This is a genomic window from Ulvibacterium sp., assembly GCF_965228935.1.
Taxonomy (GTDB): Bacteria; Bacteroidota; Bacteroidia; order Flavobacteriales; family Flavobacteriaceae; genus Ulvibacterium.
This window is the reverse complement of the sequence record NZ_OZ245846.1, coordinates 4,958,198-4,978,268: the sequence shown is the minus strand read 5'-3', so window position 1 is coordinate 4,978,268 and position 20,071 is coordinate 4,958,198. Positions and strand designations below refer to the sequence as shown.

Annotated in this window: 19 protein-coding genes; 9 read left to right on the top strand and 10 right to left on the bottom strand. The window is 41.7% G+C overall.

The features are described 5' to 3' along the window. Positions 1 to 167 precede the first annotated feature (167 nt). Positions 168 to 632, top strand: coding sequence for an Hsp20/alpha crystallin family protein (locus ACO06Y_RS20940; RefSeq protein WP_422080996.1), 465 nt, complete (start codon positions 168 to 170; stop codon positions 630 to 632). Positions 633 to 658: 26 nt separating this feature from the next. After that, a complete protein-coding gene (locus tag ACO06Y_RS20935; protein WP_422080995.1) occupies positions 659 to 3,424 on the top strand; it encodes a cation-translocating P-type ATPase in 2,766 nt (921 codons plus the stop codon). Here the strand turns inward: ACO06Y_RS20935 and ACO06Y_RS20930 are convergent. The 3 genes from ACO06Y_RS20930 to ACO06Y_RS20920 form a co-directional block, all read right to left on the bottom strand. Then, entirely contained in the window at positions 3,421 to 4,491 is a 1,071-nt protein-coding gene (locus tag ACO06Y_RS20930) for a response regulator (protein ID WP_422080994.1), read from the bottom strand. The two genes, ACO06Y_RS20935 and ACO06Y_RS20930, sit on opposite strands and share 4 nt — an antisense overlap. A gap of 151 nt (positions 4,492 to 4,642) precedes the next feature. Continuing rightward, positions 4,643 to 7,903 carry a PAS domain S-box protein gene (locus ACO06Y_RS20925; protein WP_422080993.1) on the bottom strand — a complete coding sequence of 1,087 codons (3,261 nt, stop codon included), beginning with the start codon at positions 7,901 to 7,903 and terminating at the stop codon, positions 4,643 to 4,645. 99 nt (positions 7,904 to 8,002) lie between these two features. Then, complete coding sequence (locus ACO06Y_RS20920) at positions 8,003 to 9,058, bottom strand: mechanosensitive ion channel family protein (protein ID WP_422080992.1); 1,056 nt, start codon at positions 9,056 to 9,058, stop codon at positions 8,003 to 8,005. A 287-nt stretch (positions 9,059 to 9,345) separates the two neighbouring features. On the opposite strand from ACO06Y_RS20920, the gene ACO06Y_RS20915 reads away from it, so the two are divergent. From ACO06Y_RS20915 to ACO06Y_RS20900, 4 genes are all read left to right on the top strand, one after another. Further along, on the top strand, positions 9,346 to 10,014 hold the full coding sequence (locus ACO06Y_RS20915; RefSeq protein WP_422080991.1) for a BON domain-containing protein: 669 nt from the start codon (positions 9,346 to 9,348) through the stop codon (positions 10,012 to 10,014). Positions 10,015 to 10,129: 115 nt separating this feature from the next. Next, positions 10,130 to 10,459 carry a YtxH domain-containing protein gene (locus ACO06Y_RS20910; RefSeq protein WP_422080990.1) on the top strand — a complete coding sequence of 110 codons (330 nt, stop codon included), beginning with the start codon at positions 10,130 to 10,132 and terminating at the stop codon, positions 10,457 to 10,459. A gap of 6 nt (positions 10,460 to 10,465) precedes the next feature. Further along, positions 10,466 to 10,810: a hypothetical protein gene (locus ACO06Y_RS20905; RefSeq protein ID WP_422080989.1), complete on the top strand. Its 345-nt coding sequence runs from the start codon at positions 10,466 to 10,468 to the stop codon at positions 10,808 to 10,810. Positions 10,811 to 10,813: 3 nt separating this feature from the next. Next, positions 10,814 to 11,077, top strand: a complete 264-nt coding sequence (locus ACO06Y_RS20900) for a DUF6327 family protein (protein ID WP_422080988.1) — start codon at positions 10,814 to 10,816, stop codon at positions 11,075 to 11,077. 55 nt (positions 11,078 to 11,132) lie between these two features. Here the strand turns inward: ACO06Y_RS20900 and ACO06Y_RS20895 are convergent, their stop codons facing one another. The 3 genes from ACO06Y_RS20895 to ftsH all read right to left on the bottom strand — a co-directional run bounded on the left by ACO06Y_RS20895 (position 11,133) and on the right by ftsH (position 14,395). Further along, positions 11,133 to 11,927 (bottom strand): patatin-like phospholipase family protein, encoded by a 795-nt coding sequence (locus ACO06Y_RS20895; protein WP_422080987.1) that lies wholly within the window; start codon positions 11,925 to 11,927, stop codon positions 11,133 to 11,135. A 28-nt stretch (positions 11,928 to 11,955) separates the two neighbouring features. Next, positions 11,956 to 12,357 (bottom strand): hypothetical protein, encoded by a 402-nt coding sequence (locus ACO06Y_RS20890; protein ID WP_422080986.1) that lies wholly within the window; start codon positions 12,355 to 12,357, stop codon positions 11,956 to 11,958. A 64-nt stretch (positions 12,358 to 12,421) separates the two neighbouring features. Then, positions 12,422 to 14,395 carry an ATP-dependent zinc metalloprotease FtsH gene (gene ftsH, locus ACO06Y_RS20885; protein ID WP_422080985.1) on the bottom strand — a complete coding sequence of 658 codons (1,974 nt, stop codon included), beginning with the start codon at positions 14,393 to 14,395 and terminating at the stop codon, positions 12,422 to 12,424. A gap of 139 nt (positions 14,396 to 14,534) precedes the next feature. Between ftsH and ACO06Y_RS20880 the strand changes: the two genes are divergently transcribed. Together ACO06Y_RS20880 and ACO06Y_RS20875 are read left to right on the top strand one after the other, a co-directional pair. After that, a complete protein-coding gene (locus ACO06Y_RS20880) occupies positions 14,535 to 14,927 on the top strand; it encodes a hypothetical protein (RefSeq protein ID WP_422080984.1) in 393 nt (130 codons plus the stop codon). Between the two features lie 208 nt (positions 14,928 to 15,135). Beyond that, entirely contained in the window at positions 15,136 to 16,008 is an 873-nt protein-coding gene (locus ACO06Y_RS20875; RefSeq protein ID WP_422080983.1) for a universal stress protein, read from the top strand. Here the strand turns inward: ACO06Y_RS20875 and ACO06Y_RS20870 are convergent. Together ACO06Y_RS20870 and ACO06Y_RS20865 are read right to left on the bottom strand one after the other, a co-directional pair. Continuing rightward, positions 15,992 to 16,684 carry a hypothetical protein gene (locus ACO06Y_RS20870; protein ID WP_422080982.1) on the bottom strand — a complete coding sequence of 231 codons (693 nt, stop codon included), beginning with the start codon at positions 16,682 to 16,684 and terminating at the stop codon, positions 15,992 to 15,994. The two genes, ACO06Y_RS20875 and ACO06Y_RS20870, sit on opposite strands and share 17 nt — an antisense overlap. Positions 16,685 to 16,766: 82 nt before the next feature. Next, the gene (locus tag ACO06Y_RS20865; RefSeq protein WP_422080981.1) at positions 16,767 to 17,477 is read right to left on the bottom strand and encodes a DUF1349 domain-containing protein; all 711 of its coding nucleotides are present in this window, start codon (positions 17,475 to 17,477) and stop codon (positions 16,767 to 16,769) included. A gap of 337 nt (positions 17,478 to 17,814) precedes the next feature. Between ACO06Y_RS20865 and ACO06Y_RS20860 the strand changes: the two genes are divergently transcribed. Continuing rightward, complete coding sequence (locus ACO06Y_RS20860) at positions 17,815 to 18,168, top strand: hypothetical protein (protein ID WP_422080980.1); 354 nt, start codon at positions 17,815 to 17,817, stop codon at positions 18,166 to 18,168. Here the strand turns inward: ACO06Y_RS20860 and ACO06Y_RS20855 are convergent. Together ACO06Y_RS20855 and ACO06Y_RS20850 are read right to left on the bottom strand one after the other, a co-directional pair. Beyond that, a complete protein-coding gene (locus ACO06Y_RS20855) occupies positions 18,125 to 18,931 on the bottom strand; it encodes a universal stress protein (protein ID WP_422080979.1) in 807 nt (268 codons plus the stop codon). The genes ACO06Y_RS20860 and ACO06Y_RS20855 overlap by 44 nt on opposite strands. 281 nt (positions 18,932 to 19,212) lie before the next feature. Next, positions 19,213 to 20,061, bottom strand: coding sequence for a universal stress protein (locus ACO06Y_RS20850; protein WP_422080978.1), 849 nt, complete (start codon positions 20,059 to 20,061; stop codon positions 19,213 to 19,215). Positions 20,062 to 20,071 lie beyond the last annotated feature (10 nt).

The following is a 20,071-nucleotide window of genomic DNA, read 5'->3' as shown; positions in this document are numbered from 1 at the left end:
GAGACCTGTCCTCGGGTACTATAAGCAATAACTTCCCATAGCTTCTTTTGGCGGTTCCTTTTTTTCGATATAAATCGATAAATCACTGATGCAGGTCATTTTGAGGTTTTTGGCCCGATTGTACTTTCGGAAGGATGAATTAATTGTTTAACCTAAAATATAACGTTATGTCACTAGTAAAGTATAGAAGAAGGCCTTTTGGAGGTCTTATGACTAATGATTTCTTTGATATGGACGATTTTTTTGACAATCGTGGATGGGTTCGTGACATGCTGCCCTCTCGTTTTTGGAACGGCAAAACTGTTGAGCCGGCTTTAAATATTAAGGAAAGTGAGGACAAATTTGAAATTGAATTGGCAGCGCCCGGTTTTTCCAAAAAGGACTTTAATGTAACCATTGACGATGGCTGTCTCAATATTTCGGCGGAAAAATCGATGGAAGAAGAGGAAAAGGAAGAAAACTATACCCGAAGGGAGTTTAGTTACAACTCTTTTGAAAGATCCCTACAACTCCCGGAGAGTGTAAAAGAAGAAGAAATCAAGGCACATTATCACGACGGTATTTTGAGCTTTGATCTTGCCAAAAAAGAAGAAGCCAAGAAAAAACCACCTAAAGTGGTGAAAATAGATTAAAGACTTTTCCAATCTGGAATGCCCTCATGCCCAAACTGAAATTTGTCCATGTAAATAAGTTTGGTTCGGGGGCATTCCCCGTTCATAGCACTTTGAAGTTCAAATATATGCGCAAAACCCCGTTCGCTCTTTCCGCAGAAGATACTATAGCCGAATTCGCCAGTAGCCGCGTACAAGGATTATCAAAAAAGGAAGTCGAAGCAAGATCGGAAAAATATGGTTTGAACGAAATACCCAGTCAAGGACCTAAACCAAGATACAGAATCCTGGCGGGTCAATTGATGGATCCCATCATTTATATTTTGACCGTGGCCGCCATCCTTGCCTTTGTTTTCAGTGATGCTTTGGAGGGCATGGCCATTATTGTGGTTATTTTGATTTCGGTGGGGATCGGATTTTTTATGGAGCTTCAGGCAATACGTTCCTTGGAGGCACTACGAAAACTGGGCCAAGCCAGGATTTATGTACTGCGGTCAGGTAAAAAAGCCAGGGTAGGGGTATCGGAATTGGTACCAGGGGATATTGTCCTTTTGGGAACTGGGGATATAGTACCGGCCGATGCTCGCCTCATCGAAGTTGAAAATCTATCCCTTAAGGAGTCCGCCTTAACCGGAGAGAGTATAGCAGTCAACAAAAATACGAAAACACTTCCCGATAAAACACCGATCACCGATCAAACAAATATGGTTTTCAGGGGCACCATGGTGCTGACCGGATCGGGCATGGCCATTGTGACCGCTACCGGCGCATATACCCAATTGGGAATAATACAACAAATGGGGATGGATACCAAAAAGATGGACACCCCTTTGGAAAAAAAATTGAACCAGTTGAGCAAATGGCTAATCGTGTTGACATTGTGCTTTGCCCTGTTAATAGTTGTTACGGGATACTTTCGGGGAAAAGACCTCTTGCTGATGATTGAAACCGGGGTGGCATTGGCCGTGGCGGCCATCCCTGAAGGACTTCCCGTTGTAGCAACCATTGCCTTGGCCCAGGGCATGTTACGATTGTCAAAAAAGCAGGTTATCATCAAAAAACTTGAAGCCGTACAGACTTTGGGGGCCACGGATATAATCTGCACGGACAAGACCGGAACACTTACCGAAGATCGGATGAAGGTACATACCGTGCTTTTTGAGGATAAATCCATGGTAGTGGGAGAACCCTGGAGATTCGGACACAGTGATTTTTTGACGGATCATCCGGTTTTCGAAACGATGATGAAAGCTTCAATTCTTTGCAATAATGCAACTCCAAGTTTAGATGATGGTCAAACTGATTCCATAGAATTGGCACTAATGGATTTTGCGGTTCATATGGGTTATGATCCCGTTACCATAAAAAAAGAACATCCCGAAAAAATGGAACTGCCCTTTGATGCCGTTCGTAAGTTCATGGCCACTGTTAACCAGGGCAAAGAAAACTTTCAGGTTTTTGTAAAAGGAGCGTTCGAAAGTTTGGTAGACTCTTGCGATACTATCATTGAAGATGGAAAGCGGAAGCCATTTAACAATGTAACGGATTGGGATAAAAAGGTAAACACTTTGGCATTGCAGGGTTTACGAACATTGGCGTTCGCGTATAAAGAAACCGAAAGCATTCTAAAAAAGGAAAACCTGTTTGCGAACCTTACTTTTCTTGGTATTATGGGCTTCATAGATCCTGCTCGCCAAGATGTTAGGCCTACCATAGGCATTTATAAAAAAGCGGGTATTCGGGTGTTGATGATTACAGGTGATCATCCTGGGACCTCTCAAAAAATAGCGCAAGAGGTGGGCCTATTGGAAAGCAATGTACCCCGGAACAAAATAGTGTTGGGCAAAGACCTTGAAAATTTGGAAAATGACGATCGAGAAAATCCTTCAGGGTTATTGGAAGCTACTGTTTTTGCTCGGGTTACTCCCAAACAAAAATTGGATTTGATAACACTATACCAAAAGAATGGTCATATTGTGGGCATGATCGGGGATGGCATTAATGATGTACCTGCTTTAAAAAAGGCGGATATTGGTATTGCAATGGGTATTCGGGGTACCGAGGCTGCGCGCGAAGTTGCGGATGTCATTTTGAAGAACGATAAATTTACCGCCGTAGAACTTGCTATTCATCAAGGCAGGGTGGTCTTTCAGAATATCCGTCAATTTGTAGTGTATTTGTTATCATGTAATTTGGCGGAGATTATTTCAGTAGGTCTGGCCGCTTTATTAAACCTCCCTTCACCACTATTACCCTTACAGATTTTGTTCCTAAACCTGGTGACCGATGTCTTTCCGGCGTTGGCCCTAGGTTTGGGCAAAGGTGAGGCGGATAGTATGGAGCAGCCTCCCAAAAACCCCAAAGAACCTATAATGCATAGAAAGGATTGGTATATGACAACTATATACGGTCTCTGTATAAGCCTTTCCGTACTGGGTATCGTTATCTACGCAAATTTTGTTCTAAAATTATCCCCTGAGATTATTAACAACATGGCATTCTATACTTTGATATTGGCCCAATTGCTCAATGTCTTCAATATGCCGAAACAGAAGCGGTCGTTTTTCATCAATGAGGTGACCAAAAACCCTTGGATCTGGGCAGCACTTGCCTTATCCCTTACGATTACAATTGTGGTTTACAACATACCTCCAACGGCCAAGGCACTTTCTTTGGAACACTTTCCTTTAGGACTCTTGGGCGTCACTATATTGTTCGGGTTAGGTTCTTTGGTATTGGCACAGCTGATAAAGTGGTTGCCGGGTAGTTTGGGAATGGCCCGTAGTGGGGAAAAGAATCATACATTGGTTTAACCGAAATCTACGATATACCGTAATTTTTCCTTGTTCAGGAGTATAATCCTTCTGGCATGCCCCATGGCAATTAAACCTTCTTCCCTAAATTCGGAAAGCGTCCGGATAGCCGTTTCCGTAGCGGTACCTATCATGCCTGCAAAGTCTTCACGGGGAATATCGATGCCCTCATGAGGTGCGTCTTTGATGATACCTTTCTTATATAGGCTTAGTAAGGCCATGGCCACGCGTTGACGAACGGAGGTATAGGCCATATTTAGCAATTGTTCCTGTACTTCGATCAGATTGTTGGAAATAATGTCCATAAACTTACGTGAGACTTCTTTGTTGTCATAGAGAAGATGTATAAAATCCGTTTTGGGAATCGCATATAACTCGGCATCATGTAAGACCATTGCGGATTCCAAATATGTACCCTGGTGGCCCAAAAGGGAAAGTTGCCCCATAAAATCACCTGATTTATTAATGCCGGTCACAAATTCCTTACCCGATTCGGTAGATTTATAGGTTTTTACCGTGCCACTCTCTACAAAGTAAAGGTCATGCGCATGATCCCCTTCCCTAAAGACAAAATCTCTTTTTTTATAGGATTTGGGGCGATACTCCTTGGTAATGTATTCCAAATTCAAATAATACGAGGCATCTTGAAAGAACTCATGGATTCCCTGTATGTTTTTAGAGAATTCCTTACGCAGAAAATCATTCTTTTTTAAACGACAGGCAATCGCGTCCAACAGTTCATGTTCTTCAAAGGGTTTGGTCAGGTAGTCATCCGCGCCTAGGTTCATACCTTTTCTCAAATCGGCCTTTTCGGATTTGGCGGTCAAAAAGATAAAGGGGATACTTGCCATATCGGCCTTTTCGCCCAATGCATCCAAAACCTGGTAACCATCCATAACCGGCATCATGATATCGCAGAGTATGATATCCGGATGAAACGTCTTGGCCTTTTCAATACCTATTTTTCCATTTTCGGCCGTGGTCACGGTATAGTTGGAAAGCTCAAGAATATCTGCTGTATTTTCACGCACATCCTTGTTGTCTTCTATCAATAGTACTTTTTTCATTTTTGTAGGATTGAGCAGTTTGTATTTTGTAATTTCCTTTTACCGTTTGTTCCACAGGTGGTTAGGTATCCATTTGTCCGTATTGTGGGGTAGCATTAAAATCCTAAATTCTTGCTTAATGCTTGTTCTATTTTATACTCCCTTTACCGGCTTACTCCATTGTTGGAGACTGGAATGCCGGAAATTCAACTTTAAAAATTGAACCTTTGTTCACCTCACTTTCAAACCCGACCGTACCTCCCATAAGTTCGGTATATTGCTTTACGATGTGTAGACCAAGTCCGGTTCCTTGTATATTGGTACTGTTATCCGCACGGAAAAAACGCTGAAAGAGATTATCCTGTTCCGCTTTAGGGATACCGATACCCTGATCTTTGACTTCTATGGAAACAAAAGCCTTTTGGTCTTTTAAACTCAGGGAGACCTCTTGGTCTTCTTGTGAATACTTAATGGCATTCGATACTAGGTTGACGAGGATATGGTGCATCAGTTTGGGATCCAAATAGACCATTATGGGTTCTACGTTGGTTTCCATATTGATTTTTTGACCTCGCTTTTTGGTAGGCCTGATTTCCTCCAGTATGGATTTTGAAAATTGTACAAGATCAAAACGCACGGGTTTTGGGGCTACCTTACCTTCTTCCAATTTGCTTAGGGATAGAAAATCGTTCAAGATGCCGACCAAATTCCTGACATTCGATTTTATCTGTTCTATATATTTTTCGCGTTTTTTTTCCCTACCGGGCTCGTTCTGTTTCTCGATTAATATGGCCGAGGACAATATGGCACTTAAAGGGGTCCTAAACTCGTGGGAAGCCATGGAAATAAATCGCGATTTCAACTCATTGAGTTCCTGCTCCTGTAACAGTGCATTGCGGATATCCTGCTCCGCTTTTTTCTGTTTTGTAATATCATTATAGACAAAGAGTGTCCACTTTACCTCATTATTGCCATTATTTAAGGGAGATGTATTTACCGTGTAATTTTTATTCCTAAACCGCATTTCAAAAGAAAGATGCTCGCCTGCCAGAGTCTTTTTTATATCTGCTTTGATACGTGCTATTCGCTCTTTTGAAAAAACTTCGACATCTTCTACATGTAGTCCTTCAAATTGACTTTTTACAAAGCCCAAACGGCGTAATTCGCCCCCGTCTATATATACAATTTTAAAATTGGCATCAAATACGATGATAACCCCTTTGGGAAAATTTCGTGATATTGCAGCGAACATGGCTTGGCTTGTCAATGCCCTGCTTTCTGCTGCCTTTGTCTCCAAAACCTGGTTCTCCAGAGTTAAATTCGTATCTACCAGTTTTTGCACCGTAGCCTTAAGTTCATCAGTGCGTTCCGCGACTTGTTGTTCAAGCTCCCTTGCATAGGATTCCAATAGCCACCTATTTTTCTCCAACTCTTTTCGTATGAGGTTCTGTTCTATGGCCATGGCCATAAGTTGGGCCAGATCGGTAACAACTTCTTTATGTAGCTTTATGGGCTTTTTAGGCTTTTTATGGTAAATGGCAAAGGTGCCCAATACCTCTTTTTTGGAGGATAAAATGGGAAACGACCAACAGGATCGTAGGCCATTTTGAAGCGCCAATTCCCGGTAATCAATCCATAAGGGATCTTTGGCGACATCTTTAGTGAAAACCTCTTTTTTATAACGCGCTGCGTTGGTACAAGAACAGTTATCCCTATTTACGGACATTCCATTCAAAAGATTAGTTATAGGTTGGGGTAGATGTGGTGCTGCCAATTTGTTTAAAATACCCTTCTTTTTGTTAAATAGCATAATCGAGGCCATGTAACTCTTCAAATATCCCTCAATGGCTTCTACTATAGCCAGACCAATATTCTCAAGGGGTTTGTGCTCCGCGATCATTTCTAAAATCTGCCGAATTTTATCCTTGAGCAGTTCTTCTTTTTTACGTTCGGTCACATCGTTTTGTACGCCAATAAAATGCACAAGCTGCCCCTTTTCGTTATGTACGGGGGTAATGGTAAGCTCGTTCCAAAAAAGGGTACCATCTTTTCGGTAGTTACGGATTATGGCCTGAGTGGGTTTTTGAGCCTTGATCGCTTTCCGAATAACATCTATTCCTTGCTGTTCACGATCATCATTTTGCAAAAAACGACAGTTTCTTCCTAGAACTTCTTCTTTATTATATCCCGTAATCTTTGAAAAGGCATGGTTACTATATATGATGGGTAGATTGGCATCTGCAGCATTCACAATGATGATGCCATTGCCCGCTGCCTCGAGGGCCCTATTTCTTATGTTTAATACATTTTGCACTGTTTTTGCCTCCGTAACATCTACCCCCGAACTGATTATACCCGTAATCTGGCCCGCCTCTTCTTCCAAAACAGCATTGCGCCAACGTATAAGTCTTTCTTGCCCACTTGCTGTCACTACCCAGTTTTCATAAAAATCCGGGGGAGTAAGATCACCTTGCATAATCTTTTTGAACAGTGAAAGGATTTCTTTTTTATCCCGTTTTGGAATAAAGCTATCGAACCAATTTTTACCAATTATAGTATCTATCGATAGTCCCAATACTTCAGAGCCCTTGCGATTGACCAGATCTATTCTGCCATCTGTATTGATAACCAAAAAAATAGAGCCTGCGGTATCTAGGTACTGGTGTAAACGTTGCTTCTCCTTGGCCAGGACCATTTCAGTTTCCTTGAGTTCGGAAATATCTTCCATAAAACCTTCCAACCTGTATATTTTACCTGTTTTATCGGTTACTCCCGAACCTCTTTCCCAAATCCATTTTGTCTTGTTTTCAGCAGTGCGTATTCTATAGGTAACCTGATAGGGCTCTTTTTTGGAAATTGATTGATGGATTTCTTTCCAAACCTTCGCTTTGTCCTCTGGATGAATCAATGCTTCCCAATGTATCGTTGTATTATCATAAAATTGCTCAGGGTGATAACCGCAGATACCATAACAGGCATCGCTGATAAATTCCATGGTCCATGGCTTATCTATCTTACAACGGTAAACGATACCGGATACATTGGCAATCAATGTGCGTAGCTTTCTATCGCTTTCGAAAAGGGCCTCGTTGGACGGTTTGCAATAGACCGATGCAATTGTACGTCCCTTGATGACGGTCGGGGCAATACGCACATCCAAAGGAAACGTTCTACCTCCCTTATCCAAGGCCAAAAGTTGAAAAGGCCTGGGATTGGCTGATTTTATTCGAATTTTATAGGTTTCCTTAAAACCATCGGAAAAGAGGCTCCCTATGTTTTTTTGGATCAATTCCCCTTTTTTATATCCGAACATCTTTTCCCCTTCAGGATTCACTTTAAGGATATAACCATCCGCATCCACTATGAAGAAACCCGCCAAAGAGGATTTAAAAATGGCTTGAAAGAGTGCTCTATCGGTTACGGTATTTGCCATAAGCCTTGTTTGTTATGTTCAATCTGGTGCTCCTTCGGTTCCCGTAGCCATGGGCAGGCTATATCTTGGGTTATGGGTAGAACCTGGTCTTTTATACGACTATGTTTCTTTATCTGCATCCACCCCTCGCAATTTGGGTAGTGCTTCAGGATAGTTGTTCTGGATAAACGCCATCAAATCCTCCCGTATCTTGCAGCGCAAATTCCATGCATCCGAGGCATTTCTAACACTGAAGTCTGCCCTCACTTCCATAGTACGGTTATCGATTTCGGTCAAGAACAGCCCTGCCCTGTTTTTATCCCATAAGATACTGCCTTTTAATAGTTCCATCAATTTTGTACGTAGCTCATTCACGGGAAAGGTATAGTCCAAATAAAAATAAACACTGGCGATCAGGGGTCTTGAATTAAACGTCCAGTTAACAAATGGTCTATCGTTAAAATAGTTAAGGGGCAAGACCAAACGTCTCCAATCCCATGTTTTTATTACCACATATGTAAGGGTAATATCCTCTACGGTACCAAACTCACCTTCGATGACTACCTCATCATCGATTTTCAAAGCCTGCGAAAAAGCCAATTGAAAACCAACAATGAGATTCGATATCGATTTTTGTGCCGCTACGCCAATGATGATACCCGCTACCCCAGCAGAGGTTAAAATAGTATTGCCCAATTGCCGTGCCCCTGGGATGTTCCATAAAATGGAAGCGATCGCAATTGTAATAATGATCGCCACCACAATACTTTTCAAAAAATGAAGCTGGGTCAATACTTTTCTTTCGCTTGCAATTTTCTGATCTTTTATCGCGAATTTTTGTTTAACTACTTCTTCCAGAGAATACAACAAGGTCACCAGAATCCAGGCCAGACAAATAATGACCAGGGCCTCCAAAAGTTTTTCCCATAAAATGCCCAGTTTAAAATAGGTCATCACAGGTACAAGAAAAACCAAGGGAATAAAAAAAAGTATGGGCCTTTTAAGCCGTAGCAACAATTGTTCCTTAAAAATCGAGGGCCGTTTTTTATGGTACAGCCTTAAAATAGCGGAACCGGCCCAACTTATTAGGAGTCCCGATCCTATGGCAATAGTCGGAACCTCGATATAGGCCAACCACGATTCTTTGTCCAACAGACTTGAAGAAAAGGCATCCATGGTTGTTTTTTGCAAAAGTAGGCTTGGGCCCCATTCCAGTAAATGATTTTGGTCATGTTAACAATCTTGAAAATGGTGCTTTCCGAATAGGGATTCCGTAGTTGTTCCTTAGCCATTCTTCTTTCTCCATATTACATAAATCGGGGATGGAAAATAAGACCGATTGCGGATATGCGGAAAAACAATAGTTAAAATGCACAACCTCTGACGTACGTCATTTTGGTGGATGTAAAGCCGCAATACCTTTAAACAAGATTACTTGAATGTTTAACCTAAAATTACGGATCATGAAAACAGATGCAGAAATTAAACAGGATGTGCTGGACGAATTGGCGTGGCAGCCCGATATAGACGAAACCCAAATGGGGGTCATTGTCGAAGACGGTATTGTTACCCTAAGTGGAGTAGTAAACCGGTATGGTAAAAAAATTGCCGCGGAAAAAGCGGCAAAAAATGTAGCAGGGGTAAAAGCCGTTGCAGAGGACATCGCGGTAAAATATGGTGATGATTATAAAAAAACGGACAAGGAAATTGCCAAGGCCGTTGTCAATGCCTTGGAATGGAACGCTTCCGTGCCCAAGGAAAAAGTTATGGTAAGGGTGGATGACGGTTACATTCATTTGTCCGGAGAGTTGCCTTGGGCTTATCAGAAAAAGGCGGCCAAACGTACCGTTCAAAACTTAATGGGCGTAAAGGGCGTAATCAACAATATTAGCATAGAACAAAAAGTGAAACCCGTAGAAGTGAAGGATCGGATTACCAAAGCGTTTGAACGTTCCGCTAATATCAATGCCAGTCAAATTGAGGTAAAGGCAGATGGGCATACGGTAAAGTTGAGTGGTACGGTAACCTCTATAAAGGAAAAGGAGGAAGCCGAAAAAGCGGCTTTCCGTGCTCCCGGTGTCTTGGAGGTTAAAAACGAGCTCAGAGTACAGTTTTATCCTTCATTTGTTTAGTGAGTATGGTGCTAGTCAAATTATGGTCAAGAATGATCTGGATCATTCCATTGGAGATTCATCTGGTCTAAATTTGACCAAATAGATTATTTGTTCAATTAAAAACTTAGAAATCATGACAGACAATAGTGGAAACATTTTATTGGCCCTTTTAACTGGAGCCGCTATAGGAGCGGGAATTGGAATTCTATATGCCCCTGACGAGGGCAAGGAAACCCGAAGGAAGATTAAGCGCAAAGTGGAGGATACTAGCCATGAAATTACGGAACGCCTTTCACATGCCAAGGAGGAACTGACCAAAACCGCCAAGGAAAAGAAGGACGCATTTGAGCAAAAACTAGAGGATACCATTAGCAATATGAGCTATAAGGCCGATGATATCATTGCTACGCTCGAACGCAAATTGGAAGAACTCAAAAAGAAGAACGCCCAACTACAGAAGTAACGACCCATGGCCTTTGAAGACTTGAAGAAGGATCTAACGGAGACAGATGCCGATGTTAGGTCCTATCTTAGAAATAGCGAAGAATACTATAAATTAAAAATCTTTAGGGTATTAATGGGCATGGTGACGACTTCGGCCCAAATGATACTGGTCGGTGCCATTGCCCTATTAGCCTTATTAATGCTGTCCCTTGCGGCCTCCCTGGTCATTGGGGAGGTACTGGACAGTTTCTATTATGGATTTGTTATCGTAGGAACGATCTATGTGTTCATTGCCGCTATTTGCTATTTACTGCGGGATAGGCTCAATGGCTCTTTATTGCGAAAATTCTCCAAACATTATTTTGACTGAACGATGGCAAAACAATACAGTTCGTTTTCGGAAATAGACCATCACCTACGGATTTTAAGCCTGAAACGGGAAATCGATAGGGAAAGTATCAAGCTGCATTTTAACCATGTAAAAAGCAATTTTTATCCCACCCAATGGGTAGGGGGGCTTAGTGGTACCCTAAAAAACATACTGCTTGCCTTAGCAATAAAAAAACTGTCACTGTTATTTCGTGGAACCCGTCCGGCTATTTCGGACAAGCAGATTACAGGTTCCTCCTCAAGATGATTCTAATCCATAACGGCATTGCCTATGGATTTTTTTATCACTGCTGAAGAATCCTTCACACCTTGGATTTGGCCGAAACACCGGTTGCCATTTTAAGCCAATTGGTGTTGGCCAAGGATTTTACTGCGGCATTATACCCGACATTAAAAATGGTATCTATATCTTTCATGGAAAAAGTATTGTAGTTCGCAAGGCCCTTAGGGGAAATAACAAGATTGCAATCTTTAAATTTATCCAGGGATTCCTTGGACATTCTAATTTTATAGGCCCTTTCCATTACCGTATACGAATGTTTTAAGTCTTTGATGCCTATTTTTTCAAAAGGATTTACATAGACCCCTACGATCTTGTCACAATACCTCTTGATAAGGTCAGTTGGAAAATTGTTTAAAATTCCGCCATCGGAATAGTAACCTTCCTGGATTTTAATAGGGGCGAAAACACCTGGAAATGCGGCTGATGCCAAAATAGGCCTAATAAGTTCCCCGCTATGGAAAACCTGTAAGGTGCCGTCCAAAATATTGGTGGCGGTTGCATAGAACGGTTTCTTCAAGGATTCAAAGGTATCTTCGGGCATATATCCCTTTAAATGGTCATAGAACTTTTCGGTATCTACGAATCCTGGCTTGCTCTTCGCGTATTTATCAAGACTAAAAATCTGTACGGTTCTAAAAAAATGAAGAATATCTTCCCAACCTATACCTGCAGCATACAAAGCACCCACAATAGCCCCTGAACTGGTACCGGCAATATGGGTGGGATAAATATCCATTTCTTCCAATGCCCTGATCGCACCGATGTGGGCCACACCGCGCATGCCACCACCTGAAAGTACCAAACCTATTTTCATATGCCCATTTTGCTTTAAAATGTTTACATCACATATACTTTGTAAGAAATCCGAAGAATTCCTTTTTAAGGTCTACATAAATCTGTCTTTGGGTTTCCATTCGGCGTCTAAACTCCAGGTGCTTCCTTGTCAACAAGGTATCCGGCATATCCCTTCCCGTTTGGGTTTGGGAGGCAATCCGGGCTTCATGTATTTCGATGTCTTCCTGTAGATTATCAATAATTCCATTATGTAGCACAAATTCATTTTGGTAGTGTTCCAATTGGGCTAACAGGTTTTTATCCGTTAAACGGCGTACCATTTCTTCCAACCGGTTTTTAAACGACCTTGACTCATCTTCCCAAAAAGCGAGTTCCGAACGCCATTGTTGGTGTTCAAAATGCAGGTCTTCGTTGAATAGCACTTGTTTTGCCCTTTCCATTTTTTCCATGATGTTATGCATTTAAAGCTATTGATTCCGCTCTTTTGGATTCAAACAAAGCAGATGTTGGTCGCTACCGTTCCTGTCTTACTTTTTCTGTGCTTCCTTCCAAAACTTCTACGCCCCTCTTTCCCAAGACTTCCTCTAGATCTTCTTTTTCAACAACTTCTTTTTTTAGTAGGAGCTTTGCCAGTTTTTCAAGTTCGTCCTTATGCTGTATGAGCAATTTCTTGGTTCGCTCATAGGCCGTTGTTACCAAGTCTTGTACTTCCCTATCTATTAATTGCGCCATGTTTTCGCTATAAGGCTTCCCCAGTACGCGCTCATTTTGCCCTGTGGAATCGTAAAAACTAATAGGGCCTATTTCCTCGTCCAACCCATAATAGGATACCATGGTATAGGCTTGTTTGGTTACTTTTTCCAGATCGTCCAGAGCACCTGACGAAGCTTCGTTAAAAATGATTTCTTCCGCAGCACGCCCTCCCAGTGAGGCACATATCTGATTCAAAAACTGCGATTTGGTCACAATCTGGCGTTCTTCGGGAAGGTACCAGGCAGAACCCAAGGATTTCCCCCTAGGTATAATGGATACCTTGACCAAGGAATCCACATGTTCAAGATGCCAACTGGCCACTGCATGCCCCGCTTCATGATAGGCCACGATTTCTTTTTCCTTGGGCGAGATTATCTTGCTCTTGCGTTCCAAGCCTCCAATAACCCGGTCTCGTGCTTCCATAAAATCTTCGAGCTCCACGATTTCCTTTTTCTTTCTTGCGGCGATAAGTGCCGCCTCATTGCAGATATTGGCGATATCCGCGCCGGAAAAACCAGGACTTAATTTGGCCAATAATGCAACGTCTATTTTTTTTGAGAGTTTCAAAGGGCGCAGATGTACCTTAAAAATTTCGGTACGTTCTTCTTTGGTAGGCAGTTCCAAATAGATGTGACGGTCAAATCTACCCGGACGTAACAGGGCTTTGTCCAATACATCCGGCCGGTTGGTAGCGGCCAATACAATTACACCGGTATTGGGACCAAAACCATCCAATTCGGTAAGCAATTGGTTTAAGGTGCTTTCCCGTTCATCATTGGCCTGGAAAGCATTGATCTTACCGCGGGAACGGCCCACGGCATCAATTTCATCGATGAATATGATACTGGGTGATTTTTCCTTGGCCCTTTTAAAAAGGTCGCGTACCCGTGATGCCCCTACCCCTACGAACATTTCCACGAATTCCGAACCGGACATTGAGAAAAAAGGTACTTGTGCCTCTCCGGCAACGGCCTTTGCCATCAAGGTTTTTCCGGTCCCGGGAGGCCCCACCAACATGACCCCTTTTGGAATTTTAGCACCAAGTTTGGTATAGGTTTCGGGATTTTTAAGGAAATCTACCACTTCCATAACCTCTGTTTTGGCCTCTTTTAGGCCGGCGATATCCTCAAAGGTTACCGTACTTTTGGTTCCTTTTTCAGTTAATTGGGCCGTGGATTTTCCAAAGTTGAAAAGCGGATTCCCGCCCGAAGAACCACGACCCATTCTGCGAAGTAGGAACATCCAGAAAAGAATAATGATTGCGAAGGGAAGTAACCAAGATAGGATACTACTCCAACTGGTTCGGCTCTCGTACGTTACACTGATTTTTTCACCTTGAGGGAAATCTTGTTGTGCCCTGTAGAGCTTATCCTCAAAAGTTTCAACAGATCCAATGTTCATCCGGTATTGCGGCCCTTGGGAAGTGGCGAAGAACCTTTCGGTCACCTCACCATTTTTTGAATCATTTAAATGATTTTTTTTGATGTAGATTTCAGCAACTTCCTTATTGATGATCACAATTTTTTCTACTGCACGTTGCGCCAAAAGCGAGTCTTCCAGAACGGACCAACTAATTTCCCTGGTATTGGAAGTAGGATTGGAAAGGATGGAAAACAGAATCAGAAAGCCGAAGAGCATCAGATAGAACCAGGAAATCCCATATCCCCCATAAGGTGGTTTTTGTTTCTGATTATCGGGGGAATCGGGTTTGTTCGTATTGGACGGCTGTTCCATCTTTGGAAAAATGAATTAGTGCTACGTGATACTTCATGCTTACTTCAAAACTATTTGAAATGTATCGGTCTTAAAATGATGTAGGTCATACCCAATAATTGTTCCGGTACCTTACTTTGTTTAATAAAAACATATGATAATGCGTGGTAGGGAAAATATATGGGTCGTAATTGTACTTGGTCTTTTTATGGCCAGTTGTGCCCCTGTAGTTATTTCATCAAGGCCCAATAGCCCTCCGCCACCCTGGTTTTACCCAAATAGGTTGGAAGTAGTCCGTTATGTGTATTTCCCGGAATTCAGTATTTACTATGATTTATCCCAACGGACTTATCTATACCTAGATGGGGGAATATGGGTACGTCGCCGGGTACTACCGTCCCGGTATTCCCGTATCAATTTAAGAAGATCCAGATACCACCGGATTCGAAATTATAATGACGACAACATTAGGCGCTACCATGACCGGCACAATACCGATGGGCGTAGGAGTACCAGGGCGAAGTCACGTACAAACAAAGGAAGACGAAATTAGGGAGGCATCGAAATACGGGAGATTAAAAAATAGGCCGGATACTTAGGCCATAAAACCAAAATGGTGGAATGGAAAGGATAACTATGATTCACCGGTAAGCCAACCGGAATTTCTTCACTTTTATTTTAATGCCTTCACTTAGAATGACTATTGTCATTTCAAGTCCAAAAAAGGGATACTAACTTTAAATTCTTAAAAATCGAAGGGGATGAAAACTATACTCTACGCTACCGATTATTCCGAAAATTCCGTGGCCGCCTTAAAATATGCTTATGCACTCTGCAAGCGCTTAAAGATCCGTTTGGTCATGACCCATATCTATGATGTCCCCACTGTATTGGGTACCCAATTAACGGAACCCTTTCCCAATTTATCAAAGGATGCCCGGCGTCATGAACGTGAAAAACTACAGGGATTTTTTAAAAAGCACTTGGGAAAAGTATCCAATACCATGAAGCTACATTTTGAGCCTGTGGAACATATGTCCGTAATCCGAGGTATTATCTCCAAGGCCACCGAATGGCATGCTTATATCATATTTGTCGGTATGAAAGGGGAGGGAAGATTACGCGAAATACTAATGGGAAGCACCACAAAGGCACTTATAGAGAAGGCGCCTTGCCCGGTTTTGGCCATTCCTGAGAATACCGATTACATGCCCTTAAAAACTGTGGTCTATGCGACCGATTTTGAGGAAGAGGATGTTTATGCCATTCGAAGATTGACGGAAATGGTCGGCGCCTTCCAGGCCGAAATAAAGGTAATACATATCATCACCGAAAAGGAATACGAGGGAGAGGCCCAAATGGAGTGGTTCAAGGAAATGCTGCAAAACAAAGTGAACTACAAAAAGATAGAGTTCAAATTATTGTTTTCGGATGATATTTTCGAGGCACTCAGAATGTATCTCGAAGATGTCGGGGCAGAACTTATGGTGATGTTGGAGCGGGAAAAAAGAGGGTTGCTAAAAAAATGGTTCCATCGAGATCTGGTCAAAAAAATGGAATCCTACGGCCAGGTACCTTTAATGAGTTTTCGGGAAGGTAACCATCAACTCTTCTATTTTAGTGCTGCTTTATGAACGTATCAAAGTCTGTTAAAGTCTTATCTTCATATATTTGGATAAATTGATGAAACTGCATATATCCGTATGAGTATGGACTTTGAGATCCAACTTCAAAATTTTCCGTAAAAAATTTTTGAATGCTCATCTCTTTTGGTACGGGATTAGGTAATTGTGACCACATTTTTTTTGCATATTCATAACACTGCTTTAATTCCACCTCTTTCATTCGTTTTCTCCACCAAAGTATGGCAATGGTGTTGGCAAAATATTCGCTATCATAGGATTGTGGTAAACTGCCTTGAACCTGATGTTGAAAGGTGTGTCCCAATTCGTGCGACAGGTAAAAACCATTAAAAAAAAGCCCAAATGCCGTTTTCCCGGATTCTTCGTTACCGGCGACTTCATAAAAGAAGTTTTTTTGTTCGGGCTTAAGTTGTTCCCACAAAGGCAGGTTTACCGTTTTTGTATTTTCATTATAAAAAATAAGACTGGGTGTCGTATTCATGATTGCTTTTATGTCAAACTTGATATCCGGCTTTATTTTTTTGATATCATCGACAAAAATTGTTGCTATTTTATTCGCGTTGTTTACCAGTGATATAGAGTCGGTGAAGCGTACAAACCATTTTTCTTGGGCAAATGTCAGGTTTGTAGCCAATGTCAATGCGAGCAGTAAGGCTATTCTTTTCATAACAGGTTCATCCTTAGGTGCACTCGTGGTGATTTTGGTAGGGCACCAGACTTCGGCGTCTATTCGGTTTTACCATATCTTTTTATTCCCCTTTTCTTAGATTTTTGACCGTAGTTTTCGTTAATGAAAAATAATCAATTTGGTGATTTGCGGATTCTCCAACCGGGCATTGGACTTCTATGCCAACCTTAACAGGGTCTGCTGATGGCATTGCACTTAAACGTGCCATTTTGAAATCATGTCCGTCTAACGACCAATGCATTGAATAGATATTGTTTTTCCGCACGATTTTGAGCCACACCCGGTCTTGATCGGTTAAGATCACACCATTGGCATCATCCGAGACACCTCGTGTCACGACTGAAACAATACTTTGACCCGTTGCGTCCGAATTCTCGAAGGCGAACTTTATCCAATGCGTTTTGTCTATATAAATCATCAAGGCCGCTGCGTTCCATAAAGAAGAAAAATCAGGTCGAACCAAGGCTTCAACGACGAAATCCCCTGTAACTTCCTTAAATAGTAAGGGAGCAGTTGCGGTTATCTCATTATCTTCTGGGTTGTTGAAAAAATCGGTCTCTTTATCGGCAACGACATTTAAAATACCATTTTTTAAAGTAAAGGTTCTTGGCTTGTTCATCCATTTGAAGTCCCCCAGGTTATAAATGGAAAGGTGTAATAGCCCGTTATTTTCGGAGGTGTCCTTGAATTCCAATAATGAATGGTCTGAAGCTCTTTTGCAACTTAGAAGAGTAAGAAAAAGAAGTATTCCAATTAATTTGTTAGTCTTCATTTTGCTAAATTTCAATTGATGTTGGTAACCTTAGGAAACAGATGTCAGAACGCATATTTCCTGTCAGTCCGTACCACTAATCTAACGGATTTTTCGTAAATTCAGGTATGAAGTATCTCTACGTGATGGCATTTTGTCTGGGATGGGCGGCCCAGGTTCATACAGTTGTTCTTAGGGGAAAGGGCGCCAAGGGTAGAACCCAAACAAGAAGGTACATCCACATAATATGTACGCTTTGTTTAGAATTCCTCGCCTAATAGTATCGTTGACACCCATTTTTAATACACCCTGAAGGGGGCGAACCAATATCTCGGGTGAACCAACAAAAATTCGCTAAATGATCTGCATCATTTTGGAGCAGCGGATCTTGGCCTATATTGAACTCCTAAAAACGAAAATTATGAAAGCCGTGGCCAACCTACAGAATCTGAAGTGTGATGCGGACAAGAAGATTATTCTTAGAAATTTAAGTAGGATAATGGATTTACGCATAATCGAAATCGATATAGAGAACCGTACGCTACACTTTCTCTATGCGCGACCTATTACCTTTCAAAAGGCAAAAAAAGAATTACTTCACTTAGGATTTCCAATACAATCCTGCAAGTTAAGCGAGGGCAGGACAAAAAATCGATATGGAAAGGACTTTAGTCAAAGTTCGGAAGTACAAGTAGGGGCACCTTGGTGGTGAAGGCAACGTTCCGGATTACGGGCTCCCACAACAGTTTTTCCAAAAAACTATGTTTGCTTTTTAGCAAGGCAACGATACCTACACCTTTATGTTGTTCCAATAAATTATTGATACTAGAGGATACGGATGCTTCCAAAGGAACGGTCTTAAAGTGATGGGGTACTTGGGCTAAATTGTTTTTCAAAAGCTCGCGATTCAGTTTTTGTTGGTCTTTCAATGCTTCCGAAGTATTAAAGCGTACGATAATCAGCATTGCATTTCGGATTTTGACGAGATACTTTAACGGATACAGTTCTTCCATGCGGAAAAGGTGTTTGAAGTCGTTGACAAAAACAATTTCTTCGATCGGGCGTTCATCATAATTTTCAGGAACTACGATAATGGGGCAGTTGTTGATATGGCGTAGGACGCTGACCGCGGTACTGCCCATAAAGATTTTGGCCAGGGCCGTTGCACCTTTTGTACCCATGACCATAAAATCCACATCTTTGTCTATGATAGAAACATTTATGGCATTAACAGGAATTTCATGCATAAAAATGGCCTCAAACCGATGATTCCGGTTTTTCCTTCCATTCAGCCCTGAAATCAGATTTTGTAATTTTTGTTGTGACGCTGATTCTCCTCTTTCCACTGAAGTTGTTTTTTGATAGGCATGGAGCACATAAAACTTGCAATCCTCCTTGGCAAAGAGGGAAGTGGCAAAGTCCATGGCCCTTTTGGAATTCTTGGAAAAATCGGTGGGCAATAGAATTTTTTTCATTGGTCACAATCGTTAGTTGAAATCCCGCCTGCGGTCGGCAGGTATGCACTTTTAATACAAGACTTTCAGTTATTATAAATATTTCTATTTTCAAGGGTTACAGGGTTATTGGGTTAACAAGTTATTGTTACCCACTATTAGAAATAACCCAACAACCCAACAACCCAACAACCCAATAACCATAGGTAATTTCATGGTTGAATCATACTTCCGCACAATAATTTGTCGAGTTGGTATGGATTTGAAATCCATAGCGGTTTGGTTCTTGACAAAATATGATTCTACGATAATTCCGGTAATACCAACATGGGGATCTTGGTATGGAAGGCTACCTTTTTTACAACGGGTTCCCGAGTCAATTTCTCTAAAAAAGTATGCCCATAATGGATAAGGGCTATCATGCCCGCTTCTTTTTCCTCCACAAAATCCTGTATGCCCCTTGTTATATCCTCTTTCATTTTAACCTCATGGAAGCTATGTTTTGTATCGGCCAATCTTTTGCCCAGTAAGGTTTTGTTCACTTTTTGGGAATCGCTTGGTTGAAATTCAAGGGCCACTTGGAAAACGGCAATGTGGGCCTTCCAAAGTAGCGTTAGTTCCACAAGGGGGCTTAGCTCAAAAGGCTCAAAAAACTTCGTAAAATCCGTTGGAAAGATGATTTTTTCCAAAACCTGGAAATCATAGCTTTCCGGTATGACCATTATGGGGCGGTTGCGAATGGCTTTAATAACTTTTACCGTATTGCTGCCCATAAAAACCTCTTTGGCACCGGTCGCCCCTTTGGTACCCATAATAATCATGTCCATATCCTTTTTCAAGAGGATTTCCTTTATGGCGGAGACCAGATCATCCGTTCTGGAAATCCTCTCGAACGTATGTTTGGTATTACCATGGTTCTTTTTTAAGTAGTCCAGTACCTTGTTCAATTCCTGGTTTGAATATTCCTCCATAGAATCGTAAATAACGGCCAACCGCTGTTTTCCCTTATCTCCCAGGAGATTGGCAAAACTTGGCTCATGGGCGTTCAAAAGATAAAAATGGCACGGTACATCGGCATAAAGTTTTAGTGCCGTAAAGAGGGCATTCCAAGCGTTATCGGAAAAATCAGTGGGCAAAAGTATATGTTTCATAGCTCTTGGC